14 protein-coding genes, 5 tRNA genes and 1 other RNA gene are annotated in these 14,138 nt (G+C 37.2%); 9 read left to right on the forward strand and 11 right to left on the reverse strand.

Annotation, left to right across the window (positions count from 1 at the left end):
* Positions 1–2 precede the first annotated feature (2 nt).
* Together E4N78_RS00520 and E4N78_RS00525 are read right to left on the reverse strand one after the other, a co-directional pair.
* Entirely contained in the window at positions 3–737 is a 735-nt protein-coding gene (locus tag E4N78_RS00520) for an ABC transporter permease (RefSeq protein ID WP_255811182.1), read from the reverse strand.
* Entirely contained in the window at positions 709–1,686 is a 978-nt protein-coding gene (locus tag E4N78_RS00525; RefSeq protein ID WP_255811183.1) for an ABC transporter substrate-binding protein, read from the reverse strand. Before E4N78_RS00525 ends, E4N78_RS00520 begins: the two co-directional genes overlap by 29 nt.
* Positions 1,687–1,975: 289 nt before the next feature.
* On the opposite strand from E4N78_RS00525, the gene E4N78_RS00530 reads away from it, so the two are divergent.
* The 7 genes from E4N78_RS00530 to E4N78_RS00560 all read left to right on the forward strand — a co-directional run bounded on the left by E4N78_RS00530 (position 1,976) and on the right by E4N78_RS00560 (position 8,548).
* The gene (locus tag E4N78_RS00530; protein WP_255811184.1) at positions 1,976–2,575 is read left to right on the forward strand and encodes an ABC transporter substrate-binding protein; all 600 of its coding nucleotides are present in this window, start codon (positions 1,976–1,978) and stop codon (positions 2,573–2,575) included.
* Between the two features lie 28 nt (positions 2,576–2,603).
* Entirely contained in the window at positions 2,604–3,521 is a 918-nt protein-coding gene (locus E4N78_RS00535; protein ID WP_255812296.1) for an ABC transporter substrate-binding protein, read from the forward strand.
* Between the two features lie 152 nt (positions 3,522–3,673).
* On the forward strand, positions 3,674–4,591 hold the full coding sequence (locus E4N78_RS00540) for an ABC transporter permease (RefSeq protein WP_010693989.1): 918 nt from the start codon (positions 3,674–3,676) through the stop codon (positions 4,589–4,591).
* 17 nt (positions 4,592–4,608) lie between these two features.
* Positions 4,609–5,490 carry an ABC transporter permease gene (locus E4N78_RS00545; protein WP_010693991.1) on the forward strand — a complete coding sequence of 294 codons (882 nt, stop codon included), beginning with the start codon at positions 4,609–4,611 and terminating at the stop codon, positions 5,488–5,490.
* 9 nt (positions 5,491–5,499) lie between these two features.
* Positions 5,500–6,528, forward strand: a complete 1,029-nt coding sequence (locus tag E4N78_RS00550) for an ABC transporter ATP-binding protein (RefSeq protein ID WP_010693993.1) — start codon at positions 5,500–5,502, stop codon at positions 6,526–6,528.
* A complete protein-coding gene (locus E4N78_RS00555; RefSeq protein WP_255811185.1) occupies positions 6,525–7,472 on the forward strand; it encodes an ABC transporter ATP-binding protein in 948 nt (315 codons plus the stop codon). The genes E4N78_RS00550 and E4N78_RS00555 overlap by 4 nt, the downstream gene beginning before the upstream one ends.
* Before the next feature lie 14 nt (positions 7,473–7,486).
* Positions 7,487–8,548: a zinc-binding metallopeptidase family protein gene (locus E4N78_RS00560; RefSeq protein ID WP_010693997.1), complete on the forward strand. Its 1,062-nt coding sequence runs from the start codon at positions 7,487–7,489 to the stop codon at positions 8,546–8,548.
* Positions 8,549–8,616: 68 nt separating this feature from the next.
* On the opposite strand, the gene E4N78_RS00565 is transcribed toward E4N78_RS00560, so the two are convergent.
* From E4N78_RS00565 to E4N78_RS00600, 8 genes are all read right to left on the reverse strand, one after another.
* On the reverse strand, positions 8,617–9,750 hold the full coding sequence (locus tag E4N78_RS00565; protein ID WP_255811186.1) for a tetratricopeptide repeat protein: 1,134 nt from the start codon (positions 9,748–9,750) through the stop codon (positions 8,617–8,619).
* Between the two features lie 44 nt (positions 9,751–9,794).
* Positions 9,795–10,739 carry a cyclic di-GMP binding protein gene (locus tag E4N78_RS00570; RefSeq protein ID WP_255811187.1) on the reverse strand — a complete coding sequence of 315 codons (945 nt, stop codon included), beginning with the start codon at positions 10,737–10,739 and terminating at the stop codon, positions 9,795–9,797.
* Positions 10,740–10,790: 51 nt separating this feature from the next.
* Positions 10,791–10,889, reverse strand: an RNA gene (gene ffs / locus E4N78_RS00575) — signal recognition particle sRNA small type.
* Positions 10,890–10,976, reverse strand: a tRNA-Ser gene (locus tag E4N78_RS00580).
* Between the two features lie 46 nt (positions 10,977–11,022).
* Positions 11,023–11,107: transfer RNA gene (locus E4N78_RS00585), tRNA-Ser, on the reverse strand.
* A 41-nt stretch (positions 11,108–11,148) separates the two neighbouring features.
* Positions 11,149–11,222, reverse strand: a tRNA-Arg gene (locus tag E4N78_RS00590).
* A 10-nt stretch (positions 11,223–11,232) separates the two neighbouring features.
* A tRNA-Ser gene (locus tag E4N78_RS00595) sits at positions 11,233–11,319 on the reverse strand.
* 26 nt (positions 11,320–11,345) lie between these two features.
* Positions 11,346–11,430 (reverse strand) — tRNA-Ser (locus E4N78_RS00600).
* A 217-nt stretch (positions 11,431–11,647) separates the two neighbouring features.
* Between E4N78_RS00600 and E4N78_RS00605 the strand changes: the two genes are divergently transcribed.
* Together E4N78_RS00605 and E4N78_RS00610 are read left to right on the forward strand one after the other, a co-directional pair.
* Complete coding sequence (locus E4N78_RS00605) at positions 11,648–12,865, forward strand: class I SAM-dependent methyltransferase (RefSeq protein WP_255811188.1); 1,218 nt, start codon at positions 11,648–11,650, stop codon at positions 12,863–12,865.
* A 24-nt stretch (positions 12,866–12,889) separates the two neighbouring features.
* Complete coding sequence (locus E4N78_RS00610; RefSeq protein ID WP_370645017.1) at positions 12,890–13,408, forward strand: methylated-DNA--[protein]-cysteine S-methyltransferase; 519 nt, start codon at positions 12,890–12,892, stop codon at positions 13,406–13,408.
* 238 nt (positions 13,409–13,646) lie between these two features.
* On the opposite strand, the gene E4N78_RS00615 is transcribed toward E4N78_RS00610, so the two are convergent.
* Positions 13,647–14,135 carry a DciA family protein gene (locus tag E4N78_RS00615; protein ID WP_255811190.1) on the reverse strand — a complete coding sequence of 163 codons (489 nt, stop codon included), beginning with the start codon at positions 14,133–14,135 and terminating at the stop codon, positions 13,647–13,649.
* Positions 14,136–14,138 lie beyond the last annotated feature (3 nt).

Genomic DNA, 14,138 nt, shown 5'->3' on the forward strand with positions numbered 1-14,138 from the left:
TCTTATTTAAATATTTTCTTAACTCCCTTCTGCAAGAGAGAGGCGAGCAAGACGGCTATTCCCGTCCATGCAAAGATAGAAGCGGTCTCAATCTGAATCTTAGCTGTTTGAAAAGCAGAGCCTATGCCGTATTTCGGCTGGCTTAAGACCTCTGCCATTATAACAACCTTCACAGCAAAGCCCGTACTTAAAATATAACCGTTCTTCAAAAAGGGTCTTATGCAGGGAAGGTATAAACTTTTTAATCTTTTACCGAAAGGAACATTAAAATCGTAAGACATTTCTATCAGACCTTTATCTATGTTTTTTACTCCGTCTACAATGTTTCTATACAAGAGCGGAAGAACTATCAAGCTTGTAACAAAGATGGGTGTCATATTTGATTTAAACCAAATTAAGGCTAAAAGCAAAACGGATATGGTAGGGCTGGATTTTAAAATATTTTCGGGAGCCGATAAAAAATCTTCAATGTTTTTATTTAAACCGGAAGCTATACCTAAAAGAAAGGCAATAAAGGAATCTATAGTCAATGTTATAAAAATCCTGATAAGGGTGCTTAAAATAAAAACATAAGTTTCCGGAGTTTTTATAATAACGAAAAGAGCTGATAATATTTCTTTTATAGGTGGGATAATAAGCGGAGCTTTTAAGGCTTGGGCAAATATTTCCCAAAGAATAAGGCAAAAAAAAGCCCCGCCTATTTTAAACTTATTTTGCTTTATAGTAAAAAGCATCATCAGGCAAACTTCCGCCTATAAATTTAGGATCGGCTTCAGCCAAAACCTTCAAATAAGCTTCTACAGCCGGTCTTGCTTTTCCGGCCTCAACAAAGACTATGTTCAGCTTAGGAATAGCCTTGGATAAAATGGGCGGCGGAGGCAATGCAGCAATTTTGGAGGCATACTCGGCAGCCTTTTGAGGATTTTCCTTTACCCATTCGGAAGACCCTTTAGCCTTATCTAAAAAAGCACTTACATATTCGGGATGCTTTTTTAAAAATTCGGCATTTACAATTAAAGAAGCTTGAGGATAAGAAGCTCCTTCAAAGGCTTTTTTCCATTCCTCTTGAATATCAACAACAATCTTAGTATCGGGCTTTTTTGTCATAATCATGCTGAGAGAAGGTTCTGCAGCAAGGGCATACTTCGCTTTCCCGCTTATAAAAGCAGAGGGAATATCCCCGACAGCACTTAAATACTCAAAACTCACATCCTTATCAGGATCAATACCGTTCTTCTTAAGCACTTCGCGGGCCGTCAAATCGGGAGTATTATTTCTTCCGAAAGAATAAATAGTTTTGCCCTTTAAGTCCGCTATCGAAGAAACAGGTTCCGAACTTATAAAGTAAAGATTTCCCCAAACAATGGGAGCCAACAATTTTATATTTTTCTGTTTGGAATATAAAACTGATGCAAGATTGGTAGGCACGGCTACAATATCGGCCTCCCCGGATAAAACCCTCGCTTGTAAAAGCTCCGGACCTGAAACAACTTCATATTCCGTTTCAGAATTATCAAACTGTGTTTTTTCATACACAAGTTTTGAAAGAGCTGCCGCAGGAGCTCCTGCGGGTAATACAACCTTAACTTTAAAGCTGTCATTTACAGATTTTTCCTTGGTTCCGCCTGCAAATAGTAAGCTAAGGCCAACAAACAAGAAAAAGAAACTCGAATATATTTTTTTCATACTTTCCTCCAATGCCGATTTTCCGGCCGGATAAGAATACTATAAATAATCTTTTTAAGTCAAGAGATTAGGGCAACCGCATCATAAAAGTAGAAATTATAAGAGGTATTATCCAAAATATATTAATTATTTTTAGAAAAAATATTTTTTTTATTGTCAAATTTATAAATCTATGTTAGAATAATTTATCTGAGAAAAGTATATTGACGATTATTTCATCTTACTCTTTTTTCAGTTAAATTTTAGTTCTTTTATGAACTTATTTTATTATTGTACTTGGAGGTATAAAATGAAAAGGATATTAACGGCTTTGTTAATTTTTACAATGGTTTTTGGTCTTATCAGCTGTGGAGGTAATAATTCAGAGCAAGCAAAGCAATCTTCTACAGACGGGTTTATTGTAATTGCCCAAGTATCTGATATAACTTCTTTGGATCCGCATCTACACAATGATGTTGCTTCTGCAAGTGTTACCAGAAATGTTTTTGAAACATTAGTCAAACTGAATAATAAAACAATGCAGTTTGAAAATTGGCTTGCAAAAGACTTTGTTTACAAAGATCCCAAAACTCTTGAAATTTCTTTACGAGAAGGAATAACCTTTAGCAATGGAGAACCTTTAACTGCTGAAGATGTTAAATTCTCTTTAGACAGACAAAAGAAATCGGGCAAGGTTGGTCACCTAATTGCAATGGTCGGTGATATCGAAGTTATAGGCAAATTAAAGGTTGTTCTTCATCTTAAAACTCCGTCTTCTGCCTTGATTTCTTCACTGTCTCACATGGGCAGCTCAATTATGTGCAAAAAAGTTGTCGAACCCTTAGATGCTGCAGGAAAACAAATGGAAAATTCAGAAACCGTAATCGGTACAGGCCCCCTTTACTTTTAAATCATGGACTCTTGGCAGCAAATTTGAGCTGGCAAGAAATGAAAACTATTGGAAAGAAAAAGCAAAATCTCCAGGCCTAATCTTCAAAGTCATTCCAGAAGAAACATCCCGAATGGTTGCTCTTGAAGCTGGCGAAATTGATGTTCTTATAGATGTACCAACTATCTCTGTAAATGACATTAAAGCAAATGCAAATTTGAAGATGGAAGAATATATTACTACAACGTTAAATGGTATTGCTTTTAATGTAACAAAGGAGCCTTTTAATAATAAGGCTCTAAGACAAGCTGTTGCTCACTGTATTGACCGAGATGCAATTATTAAAATTCAAAGTAACGGTTATGCGGTGCCTAATTACTCTTGTATAGGTGTTGCAGCCATAGGTTACACTCCTGACGTAAAAAAATATGAATATGATCTTGAAAAAGCAAAAGCTAAATTAAAGGAAGGCGGAAAACCGGATGGATTTAAATTCACTTGTACACTCCGAAATGAATCTCAGGCCAGAGCTTTGCAGGTTGTACAGGCTGCTTGCCATGAAGTAGGTATAGAGTTGGTATTAGATCAAGTTGAAAGATCTATGTACACTGAAAGAATCGGCAAAGGATTACATCAAAGTTCGTTTGCAGGCTGGTCTGCAAATGCAGAGCCGGACAATACATATCGTCCCTTATTCAGTAAGGCAACAGTTGCGACTGGAGGATATAATTACGCATGTTTTTGGGATCCGAGGATAGAAGAACTTTTAGAAAAAGGTTCTACAACAAATGACAATAATGAAAAATTGCAGGCTTACACAGACATTGCAAAAATTGTTGCAGAAGAATGTGCTATTATAGGTTTTAGCTCGGATATGGGCTTTATAGCTATGCGTAAAAATATTGAAGGCTTTGATGTATCCAGTATTCACATGCATAACTTCGATAAATTACATACTGTTAAGTAGTTGCTTATGAAAAGTTGTTGAATTTTTACAACGACTTACAAAAGTGTGATGCTTTTGTAAGCTTATTTGGATTTGTACTTAACCGACCGGTCCTTAAAACATTTCTAACAAACCGGTCGGTTAGGTTTTATAGTTTTTATGGGAGTATGTAAATGTTAAAGTATGTGCTAAAACGATTTTTTCTTTTAATACCGGTTATTTTAGGCGTAACCTTATTAATTTTTTTTGTTTTGGACTTATCTCCTGGCGATCCTGCTAGATTAGCTCTTGGAGAAATGGCACCGCAAGAAAGTATTGACAGATGGAGAGTTGAAAGAGGGCTTAACGATCCTTTTTTTGTTAGATATTTTCGATATATTGGTAATATGATAAAAGGGGATTTAGGCCGCTCTTATTTTAATAATCGCGATGTTTTTAGAGAGGTTATTCAACGGTTCCCCATTACCATAGAATTAGCCCTTGGCGGAATGCTGATAGCAATTTTAGTCGGCATTCCCTTGGGAACAATTTCAGCCTTAAAACAATATTCCTTCATTGATGGACTGGCAACAGTATTAGGTATGCTTGGTATCGCAATGCCGTCATTTTGGTTCGGATTAATGATGATTATGTTTTTCTCACTGAGACTGGGCTGGTTGCCATCACAAGGCCTATCAGGCTTTAAAGGCTTTATTATGCCGTGTTTTGCAGTAGGAATTTCTTGTGCCGCAAATATTATGCGAATGACAAGGTCTGCCATGCTGGAAGTTGTCCGCACGGATTTTGTACGAACAGCAAAGGCTAAAGGCCTAACTCCAAGAGAAATAGTAAATAAGCACGAAATAAGAAATGTTCTCATTCCTGTAGTTACAATTGCAGGTTTACAGTTTGGATCAATGATGGCCGGTTCGGTTGTCATAGAAGCTGTATTCTCTCTTCCGGGTGTAGGCAGTTTTATGATTAGTGCAATTAAAGGTAAGGATATACCGGCGGTTATGGGGTCAATTACCTGCTTTTGTATTGCATTCAGTTTTGTAAATTTATTGGTCGATTTTGTTTATGGTATTATCGACCCAAGAATTAAAGCTTAGATAAAGAGGTCTAAATTATGGAAAAACAAACGCAAGCACTACCACCTAAGCAAAACAGTTTATTTACCGAAACTTGGCGTCGATTTAGAAAAAACAAGACCGCCCTTGTCGGAATGGTAATAGTAATGTGTATAGTTTTATTGGCAATTTTTGCCGATCAATTATATGACTATGAAACAATGGCAATAAAACCCAACTACGATGCAACGCTCCAACCTCCGTCATCAGAGCATTATTTAGGTACGGACGAATTCGGGCGTGATGTTTTAGCTCGGTTAATTCATGGTTCAAGAATTTCGTTAATTGTTGCTGCAATTTCTATTACTGTCGGCACTTTTATAGGTTCTTTATTTGGTGCTGTTGCAGGATATTTCGGAGGCATTGTAGATTCAATTATAATGAGAATTATGGATGTTTTTTTAGCTATCCCCAATATGCTTTTAGCAATTACGGTCGTAGCCGCCTTGGGAACAAGTAGCGTAAACCTTATATTGGCAATTGCAATTGCAGGAATGCCCCGCTTTGCCCGAATCGCTAGAGCTTCAGTTTTATCTGTAAGGAGTTACGAATTTATTGAAGCTGCTAAGGCAAACGGTGCAAGCAGTTGGCGGATTATTTTTGAAGAAGTTATACCTAACAGTTTGGCTCCCATCATAGTTCAATATTCAATTGCATTAGCAGGTGCAATCCTTACAATTTCGTCAATGAGTTTTATAGGATTAGGCGTTCAAGCACCAACCCCCGAATGGGGTGCAATGCTCTCCAATGGAAGACAATACTTTAAGAATTCAGGATATTTAATTGTATTTCCGGGTTTGGCAATAGCTATCACGGCTTTGGCGATAAATTTATTAGGCGATGGTCTTAGAGACGCATTAGACCCAAAACTCAAACAATAGGGTATCATAATGACAGAAAAATTAGCTTTAGATATACAAAATTTATCGGTTTCTTACAAAACAGATACAGCTGTAGTCAAGGCTGTAAATGATTTGACCTTTCAACTTAAAACGGGGCAAACTCTGGGATTGGTGGGTGAAACAGGTGCAGGAAAAACGACTACGGCCTTGGCTATAATGGGCTTGTTGCCTGAACCCGTCGGTTCCGTCGACAGCGGAAAGATAATTCAAGAAGAAGTTGATCTGCTCAAATTACCGGAAAAAGAAATGCGGAAACTTCGTGGAAATCAAATCTCGATGATATTCCAAGATCCGATGACATCCTTAAATCCTGTTATGAAGGTAGGAAATCAAATAGCGGAATGTTTTATTAAGCATCAAGATCTTAATAAAAAGGAAGCTTTAATCGAAGCAGGCAAGATGCTGGAAATGGTTGGTATCTCCGCAAAAAGAGCAGGCGATTATCCTCATCAATTTTCAGGCGGAATGAAGCAACGAGTTATTATTGCAATTGCTCTAGCCTGTAATCCTCACCTTCTTATTGCCGACGAGCCAACCACAGCTTTAGATGTAACAATTCAAGCTCAAGTTCTCGATTTGATGAAGCGGTTACGCAAAGATTATAAAACTTCGCTTTTGATGATTACCCACGACCTTGGAGTTGTTGCCGATATATGTGACGAAGTTGCAATTATGTATGCCGGAAGAATTGTAGAAAAAGGAAACTTGGAAGATATTTTTGATAATTTTAAGCATCCTTATACGGAAGGTTTATTTAATTCTTTACCCGATGTAGAAAATCGGCATGAACCCCTACGCCCAATTAAGGGTTTAATGCCTGACCCGACAAACTTACCGGCAGGCTGCTCATTTTTTCCGCGTTGTCCCTACGCAAAATCTGAATGTGAAAAAAACTTACCATCTCTTTCTCAATTAAATGACAGCCACTATGTTGCCTGTCTGGCATATGAGGATAAATACAAAAATCTTTTTGATTTTAAACTGATGGCAGATGTACAAAGGAGGGCTGAAAAATGAGCAAGGAAATATTAAAAGTTTCAAACTTAAAAAAATATTTTAAAACGCCCAAGGGAATGCTGCACGCTGTTGATGATATCAACTTTTCTTTAGATGAAGGAAAAACCTTAGGGGTTGTAGGTGAATCCGGTTGTGGTAAATCGACATTGGGTAGGACTATTTTGCGTTTATTGGAGCCGACTTCAGGTTCGGTATTTTTTGAAGATTCCGATATTGCAAAATTAAACGCAGGCGAAATGAGAAAATTACGGCAGAAAATGCAAATTATTTTTCAAGATCCTTTTGCATCGCTAAATCCCCGCCGAACTGTAGCTTCTTTAATCGGCAACCCGATGAAGATTCATAAAACTTATAAAAGTAAAAAAGAATTTGAAGAGCGAATAAAAGAGCTAATGGATACGGTCGGTTTGTCGCCTCGTTTATTTAATGCCTATCCGCACGAACTGGACGGCGGAAGGAGACAAAGAATTGGTGTTGCAAGGGCAATTGCCTTAAATCCTAAATTCATCGTTTGCGATGAGCCGGTTTCTGCCCTTGATGTATCGATTCAGGCTCAAATTTTAAATTTGCTGCAAGAGCTGCAAGAAAAATTAGGCCTGACATATATTTTTATAACTCACGATTTATCGGTCGTTAATTATTTTTCCGATGAAATTATGGTTATGTATCTGGGGCAGGCCGTGGAAAAGGCTCCTTCCGAGCAGCTTTTTTTGAATCCCATGCATCCTTATACAAAGGCTCTTTTATCTGCTATACCTGTACCTAGGATTCATAATAGACCGGAGAGGATTTTATTAAAAGGAGAGATAAGCTCTCCGATTGATCCTAAGCCGGGTTGTCGATTTGCAGTGCGATGTCCGCACGCTACGGAAAAATGCTTGACCGTTTCACCGGCCTTAAAGGAAATTGAGGCCGGACATATTATTGCTTGTCATTTATATTAAATAAGGAGAAGTTTATGTTTTTAGATGCACACAAAAAACGAATTAAGGCAGAATACCTTTTGGAAACGCTGGAAAAAGTCATCAACACACCCAGCCCTGTCGGATTTTACGAGTTGGGGAATCCCGTTTTAAAGGAATACGCCGACAGTTTGGGATTCAAAAGTTTTGAAGACGAGCGGCATTGCTTTTACATTGAAGCAGAAGGAGAAGATAACAGCCGCACGGTTTTGGTAGGATCACATATGGACACATTAGGCTATTTGGTTCGCTGTATAAACGAAGACGGCTCGCTTTCACTAAAAGAATTAGGAGGCTTAAACCATCACAGTTTGGAGCACAGTAAATGCTATTTGTTTACCCGCGATATGAAAAAATACACAGGCTACATCGCTTTACAACACCATTCGGTTCATGTTTTTGATGATGCCAAGGATATGCCCCGTACTGATGTTAATATGCGTTTTTTGTTGGACGAAGAAGTAGATTCAAAAGAGTCTGTTGAAGAATTAGGAATTTCAGTTGGAGATTGGATTGCTCCCGAGCCCTATTTTGAAGTCATGCCTAACGGCAGAATAAGATCGCGTTTTTTAGATAATAAGGCGGCTGTTGCAGCCTCCCTTTCAGTTTTAGAATACTTAAAAACTACCGGTAAAAAACCAAAATACAGAACTCTTTTTGCTTTCCCTTATTACGAAGAAGTAAACGCCGGAGGCTCCTATGTTCCGCCTGAAGTTAGAGAATACGCCGCAATTGATATAGGCGTGATTGGTCCCGATAACAGCGGTACTGAAAGAAGTGTTTCCATTGTGGCAGGAGACCGACTGTTCAACTACGACAGAGCTTTAACAACCGAGCTGATTAAAATGGCAAAGGAGATAGACATTCCGTATTCAGTTGAACTTTACCACCGCTATAGCACGGATGGAATGTGCGCCTTTATACACGGCAATAACTTAAAACATGCCGCTTTCGGTATGACGGTTTATACTTCGCACGGTATTGAAAGAACCTTTTTTGAATCTATTTATAACACTGCAGAGTTATGCCTTTCATATGTTTTAAGAGAGGGGAAATAAATTAAAAAGGAATAAAAAGTGCCGTCAAATTAGACGGCACTTTTTTTTGTATTCTACTTTTAATTGCTTTATTTACCCAAAACACTCAAAGCGATTTTATCGTCAGGATTTATTTCTAAAACGGTTCTAAAAAAGGCTTCGGCTTCTTCTTGTTTTCCCTGTTTTAGGGCGAGGGTGCCGAGATTGGAAATAATTTTTATATTCTCGGAATCTAAACTCAGGGCATTTATAAGGTATTTTTCAGCTTCACCAAAAAGTTTTAACTCCATCAAACAAATTGCAAGCTCATTGTAAACATTGCAAAGAGGTTCTTTGTCTGAAATTTCGGAATTTTCTAAAAGTTCAATAGCTTTTAAAAAAGAAGATCGGGCATCTTCCCACCGGCCCATTCGTCTTAAAGCCCAGCCCAACAAAAACCAAGCATTCCAAACCTTGGGATTTTTTCTCAAAAAAAGCTTTATACTTTCGGCAGCTTTTTCTTCTTCGCCTAAATCAATATATTTATGGGCTTTTTGGAAAAGCTCATCGTCCAGAGATTGCTCCGAAATAGTTTTAAGCATCTCGGAAGCCTTAGCTTTTCGGAATTCGGCTGTTTCTGAAGAGTCATTTTCTATTTCCAAATATGTTTTTAAAAGAGATTTGGCTTTTATATAATTTTTCTGCTTTATAAAAAAATATGCAGCATTAAAAAAAGCGGCCGGCAAAGGAGGCTCAAAAAGTATCAGCTCTGAATAAAGCTCTTCGGCTCTTTTATTAAAGCTCAAAGCATCATCAAAAAGCTCTCTCATCTCACAGAATTGAGCACGCTCCTCCATCAAAAGAGCAAGATTTAATTTGGTTATACCGTCATCGGGATTTAAGCCTTCAAGAGAAAGTAAAATCTCTTCAGCCATATCAAAATCATTATTTTTGATTTTGATGATTGCAGCCTGAGTCATTTCTTTACGGATATCGGGACGGAGCAAATTAAATATTTTTCGATAATATGCAATATTGGGATTTTCCCGGTCATACGCAAAAACGGTAAGCATTCCGGCCAAAATCATTTCCGGTTCCATATCTTCGGCCTTAAAATCTTCTTTTTGATTAGGTTCGGATAATTGAATAGGAAGAGGAATAGAAGACTCAAGATGTTCAAAAATCTTACCGGCTTGTTCAGCCGATATTTGTACATATAAAAGCGAATCGATAGGATTTTGCATTTTTTCTCCTAAATATGGTAATTTGAAATTTCAGCAGGTCATTATTAAGGAATTTGTTCCGGAGCCAAATCAGCAGGGGGCGGTGTTAGAGGAGGCGTATTGCTACTGATAGGAGACGAAACAGGCTCAAAAGATGTAGGAGGAGCCACATCTTCCAAAAAGTCATCTCCAAAACCATCCGAAGCCGGTTTACGCATAACCGAAAAATACTTATTTAAGTACATCTTATACATCATTGGAATACTCTTCGGATAATACTGAACTGCAAGAGCAACCAAGTCTTTCCTGCCTTCAACAGGTTCTGTCCTTATAGCTCTTCCCTTTATTCCGAAAACAGACTGCGGGTCATCAAAAGCAAAGCGGAGAATTATTTCTTTATTCATTAAAAAGTTAGCAATACCGACAAGAAGAATTTTAGCCCCCGGAAAAGAGAGGTCCCTAATAAGACAGCGCCTGGGAACGGCATCAATATACACAACCGTTCCTTTTTCTACAAGACCTATTTTTCTGCTTATTTCAGGAGTGATAACAATTCTCTCATTTTGACGTTTTTGTGAATTGATATTAGCTTCAAGTAAGATACCTAATTTTTCTATTAAATCATCCGGAGCTCTTTGGGTATATTCGAAAGTTATTAATACAAGATCTTGGTCCCCGGCCTCATAAGAAGAAATACCGACCAATTTAGCTGCAACAAAAAAAGAAAGAGAATCTTTTCCTTCAGCATCAAAAAAAGCAAATCTTATATTTACGGATGTTATACCGCTCCTCAATCTGTCTAGGAAACCGCTTTTTTTGCCGCAAATTATTTTAGCCTTTGTCATAGAAGCCGAATTGATAATGCATGGCCACTGTCCGCCGGAACAACGTACAAAAACCTGCTTCGGCTCAAAATTAAGGGTAGAAACGACTTCTTTTGAGAAAGTTACATCAATATTTTTATATAGATTGTAATATCTGTTTATCTGCTGACTTACTGCAAAGGCCATAGGTATATGATAATAGTTATTTGCTAAAAGGTCAATAAGGCTTAAAATAAAAAAACCCGGGAACACTACGGCACAAAAAGAATTAATCTACCGCTGCTTCCTTCCGGATCTGACGGGGTTTGAAAAACCTTTTTTGCATAGGCCCCGGGACGGAGAGAGAGGGATTCGAACCCTCGGTACCATCTCTGGCACACACGACTTCCAATCGTGTACCTTCGACCACTCGGACATCTCTCCAAAATAAGGAATGCGTTTACAGTAAAATCTTTTCTCCGTTATAAAACGGAGAGAGGGGGATTCGAACCCCCGGTACCTTGCGGTACAACGGTTTTCGAGACCGCCCGATTCGACCGCTCTCGCATCTCTCCAAAAATAAAAAAGCCGGTTGAAATCTTCAGCCGGCTATTAACGAGGCTAGGCGGGTTCGAACTGCCGACCTTCAGATCCGCAATCTGACGCTCTATCCAGCTGAGCTATAGCCTCAAAAACTATTCGGAGTAGGGGGGATTCGAACCCCCGGTACCCGTAAGGGTACAACTCCTTAGCAGGGAGCCCGATTCGACCGCTCTCGCACCACTCCAGAGTTCGTACAATCACAAACAATAGCGGAGCGAGAGGGATTCGAACCCCCGGTACCTCTCAGCACAACGGTTTTCAAGACCGCCGCCTTCAACCGCTCGGCCATCGCTCCAAAATGTAGGGTTCATATTACCCTAAAAACAGGGTTTTTGTCAATAGGTTTATGACAACGGGATCACTCTTTTTTAGATAATCCTTCCTTTCACAGTGCATTTATATCAGTTACATATTTATCTATATAATTAAAACAAATTAAATGTTTCACGTGAAACATTTTGCAGTCTTGTATCACATAGGGCTTTATGATAAAATATTGCCGGAGCATTTTTATGAATACAGTATCAACAGAAAAAGCAGCGGAACTTTGTATTGAGCATAATATTATTTCAGGCTTTTTTTCAAAGCCAGTAAAAAAAGATTCACAGATTCAAAAAATAAAATTGAGAAAAATAATATTAAAAAATCAAGAACAATATCAACTTGAAATCTTTGAAGATGCAAAGGTTTCTCATAAAAATCTTTTACCTCAAAATTTGCAAAAAGAACTCGAGAGTCTTTTTTTTGGATTTAAGATTGCAGAATTTAACTCTTCAAATAATCAACTTATTTTCTTACAGAACAATAAAGGGAGCATTCATTTTAAGACAAACAAGATAAAAAAAGAAAAACTTTTAAGTAAAGGGAATGCATCGATAAACGAAAGTTTTGAACACAATAAGCAAAAAGAATATATTTTAAACTCTTCCGATATGCCGCTCTTTTTAAAAAAACTTAACTTTTTTACCGATGACGGAAAGATTATTCAAAGCAAATACCATAAATTCCGGCAGATAAATAAATATCTGGAATTTATAAAATCCGTTTTACCTGAACTAAAAGATATTTTAAAGGAAAAAAAAGAGCTGCAAATTGTGGATTTCGGCTGTGGGAAGGCCTATTTAAGTTTTGCCCTTTACTATTATTTAACTGAAATTGAAAAATTGCCCGTTAGAATATGCGGCTTGGATCTAAAAGAAGATGTAATAGATTTTTGTAATAAATTAAGCCGGGAATGCCGTTTTGACAATCTTATCTTTGAAGTCGGAGATATAGGCCGATTTAAGTTTAATGCGCCGCCGGATATGGTAATAAGCCTCCATGCCTGCGATACGGCAACGGATTTGGCTATAGCCAAGGCTGTCAAAAGCAATGCAAAAATAATATTCGCAGTTCCCTGCTGCCAACACGAGCTTAATACTCAAATTCGTAAAAACAGAAATAAGGTTATAAAGCCGTTATCTCCGATGCTTGATTACGGTATTATTACAGAAAAATTTGCTTCCTTGCTTACTGATACAATTAGAGGAAAACTACTGGAATCAGAAGGGTATAGGGTAAGCGTTGAGGAATTTATCGAAACGGAACATACGCCTAAAAACATCTTAATCAAGGCTATAAAGCTTAATAATAAGGCAAAAAGTAAAACAGCGCTTATTGAAAAAGCCAAAGAAGATTTTAAAGAGATAAAACAAGCCTTTTTAATTGAACCTTGTTTGGAAAACTTTTAAATGAAAACTAAGACAGAGGTATTTATGGTATACGAAAATTTTGACAGCCCAATAGGAACGATACTTATTATTGCTGACAACTCCGGTCTAAAAGAGTTAAGATTTATAAAAAGAGATTCCTTTATAAATCAGCCTGAAAGAACTCAGAATAATTTTACAAAGGCAGAAGAAATATGCAAACAGACCAAAGAAGAATTACAAAAATACTTTGAAGGAAGTTTAAAACAATTTACGGTACAGCTTTCTCCTGAAGGTACAGACTTCCAAAAATCCGTGTGGAAAGAGCTTTGTAAAATTCCCTATGGAAAAACTCGATCCTATAAACAGATAGCAGAAAATTTAAACAATCCCAAATCTTGCCGTGCCGTAGGAAATGCAAACGGAAAAAACCCTATCCCGATTATAATTCCATGTCATAGGGTAATCTGCACAGGCGGAAAATTAGGCGGTTTTTCCGCAGGTTTAGATCGCAAAAGATTTCTTTTAAGTCTTGAGCAAAAAGAGTGCCAAATCGAATTAATTCCTCTTGTGGATAACTTGTGATAAACTTAGCTTAAAATTAAGCATAAAAGCAATGTTTCACGTGAAACATTTTAAATTGCAAGATAAGTAAAAATAAGCCTAAAACAGCCTTTTTGATGGACTTTTTAGAGTTTTATTACCTTTTTTCGTACTTTTTCCAAAAAAAGATATCGATATAAAAAGATTTTATAAAATTCTCCAATTTTTACTTGTGGATAACTTGTTTATTAAATTTGAATAACTGTGAATATGTTGCCTTTCACTTATTCTTTTTTAATATGGATTTTTTTAGGGATTTTAAAGCTTTCGCTAATTCGGGAGGAAGAGGTTTATCGGGTTCTTCAGTTGTTTTTGGATTATCTTCTTCAATATCTATATTTAAGTTCTGATTAAGATTTTCAGATACATCAGAATTTCTCTTTAGTTCAAATTCGGGCTCAACAAAAATCGAAATATTTTTTACCTCCAACGCCGGATAAAATTTTTTAAAATTATATATGATTTTTTTCTTCCTCATTAAAAGCTGCTGACTCCAGCCTGTATGTTCGGTTTTTATGATTGCCGTTTCATTTTTTATATCATAAAGCTCGCAATATGCAGCCAGTTTTTTATCGCCTATAACTCTTTCCCAACCTTCAAAGACAGATAGAACTTGCTCGTTATTTAGGTTCGAGGAAATTTCCGCCATTTCATTAAATTTCTGAGAAAAATTATCTACTATTTCTTTTGATGTTTTAAAAAGTTTCATATT

Source organism: Treponema denticola, from assembly GCF_024400535.1.
Classification (GTDB): Bacteria; Spirochaetota; Spirochaetia; order Treponematales; family Treponemataceae; genus Treponema_B; species Treponema_B denticola_C.

Excerpts from the sequence above, each read along its gene's own strand:
- E4N78_RS00520 (WP_255811182.1), bottom strand. The coding sequence starts at position 737 with ATGATGCTTTTTACTATAAAGCAAAATAAGTTTAAAATAGGCGGGGCT.
- E4N78_RS00525 (WP_255811183.1), bottom strand. The coding sequence starts at position 1,686 with ATGAAAAAAATATATTCGAGTTTCTTTTTCTTGTTTGTTGGCCTTAGC.
- E4N78_RS00530 (WP_255811184.1), top strand. The coding sequence starts at position 1,976 with ATGAAAAGGATATTAACGGCTTTGTTAATTTTTACAATGGTTTTTGGT.
- E4N78_RS00540 (WP_010693989.1), top strand. The coding sequence starts at position 3,674 with ATGTTAAAGTATGTGCTAAAACGATTTTTTCTTTTAATACCGGTTATT.
- E4N78_RS00545 (WP_010693991.1), top strand. The coding sequence starts at position 4,609 with ATGGAAAAACAAACGCAAGCACTACCACCTAAGCAAAACAGTTTATTT.
- E4N78_RS00550 (WP_010693993.1), top strand. The coding sequence starts at position 5,500 with ATGACAGAAAAATTAGCTTTAGATATACAAAATTTATCGGTTTCTTAC.
- E4N78_RS00555 (WP_255811185.1), top strand. The coding sequence starts at position 6,525 with ATGAGCAAGGAAATATTAAAAGTTTCAAACTTAAAAAAATATTTTAAA.
- E4N78_RS00560 (WP_010693997.1), top strand. The coding sequence starts at position 7,487 with ATGTTTTTAGATGCACACAAAAAACGAATTAAGGCAGAATACCTTTTG.
- E4N78_RS00565 (WP_255811186.1), bottom strand. The coding sequence starts at position 9,750 with ATGCAAAATCCTATCGATTCGCTTTTATATGTACAAATATCGGCTGAA.
- E4N78_RS00570 (WP_255811187.1), bottom strand. The coding sequence starts at position 10,739 with ATGGCCTTTGCAGTAAGTCAGCAGATAAACAGATATTACAATCTATAT.
- E4N78_RS00605 (WP_255811188.1), top strand. The coding sequence starts at position 11,648 with ATGAATACAGTATCAACAGAAAAAGCAGCGGAACTTTGTATTGAGCAT.
- E4N78_RS00610 (WP_370645017.1), top strand. The coding sequence starts at position 12,890 with ATGGTATACGAAAATTTTGACAGCCCAATAGGAACGATACTTATTATT.
- E4N78_RS00615 (WP_255811190.1), bottom strand. The coding sequence starts at position 14,135 with ATGAAACTTTTTAAAACATCAAAAGAAATAGTAGATAATTTTTCTCAG.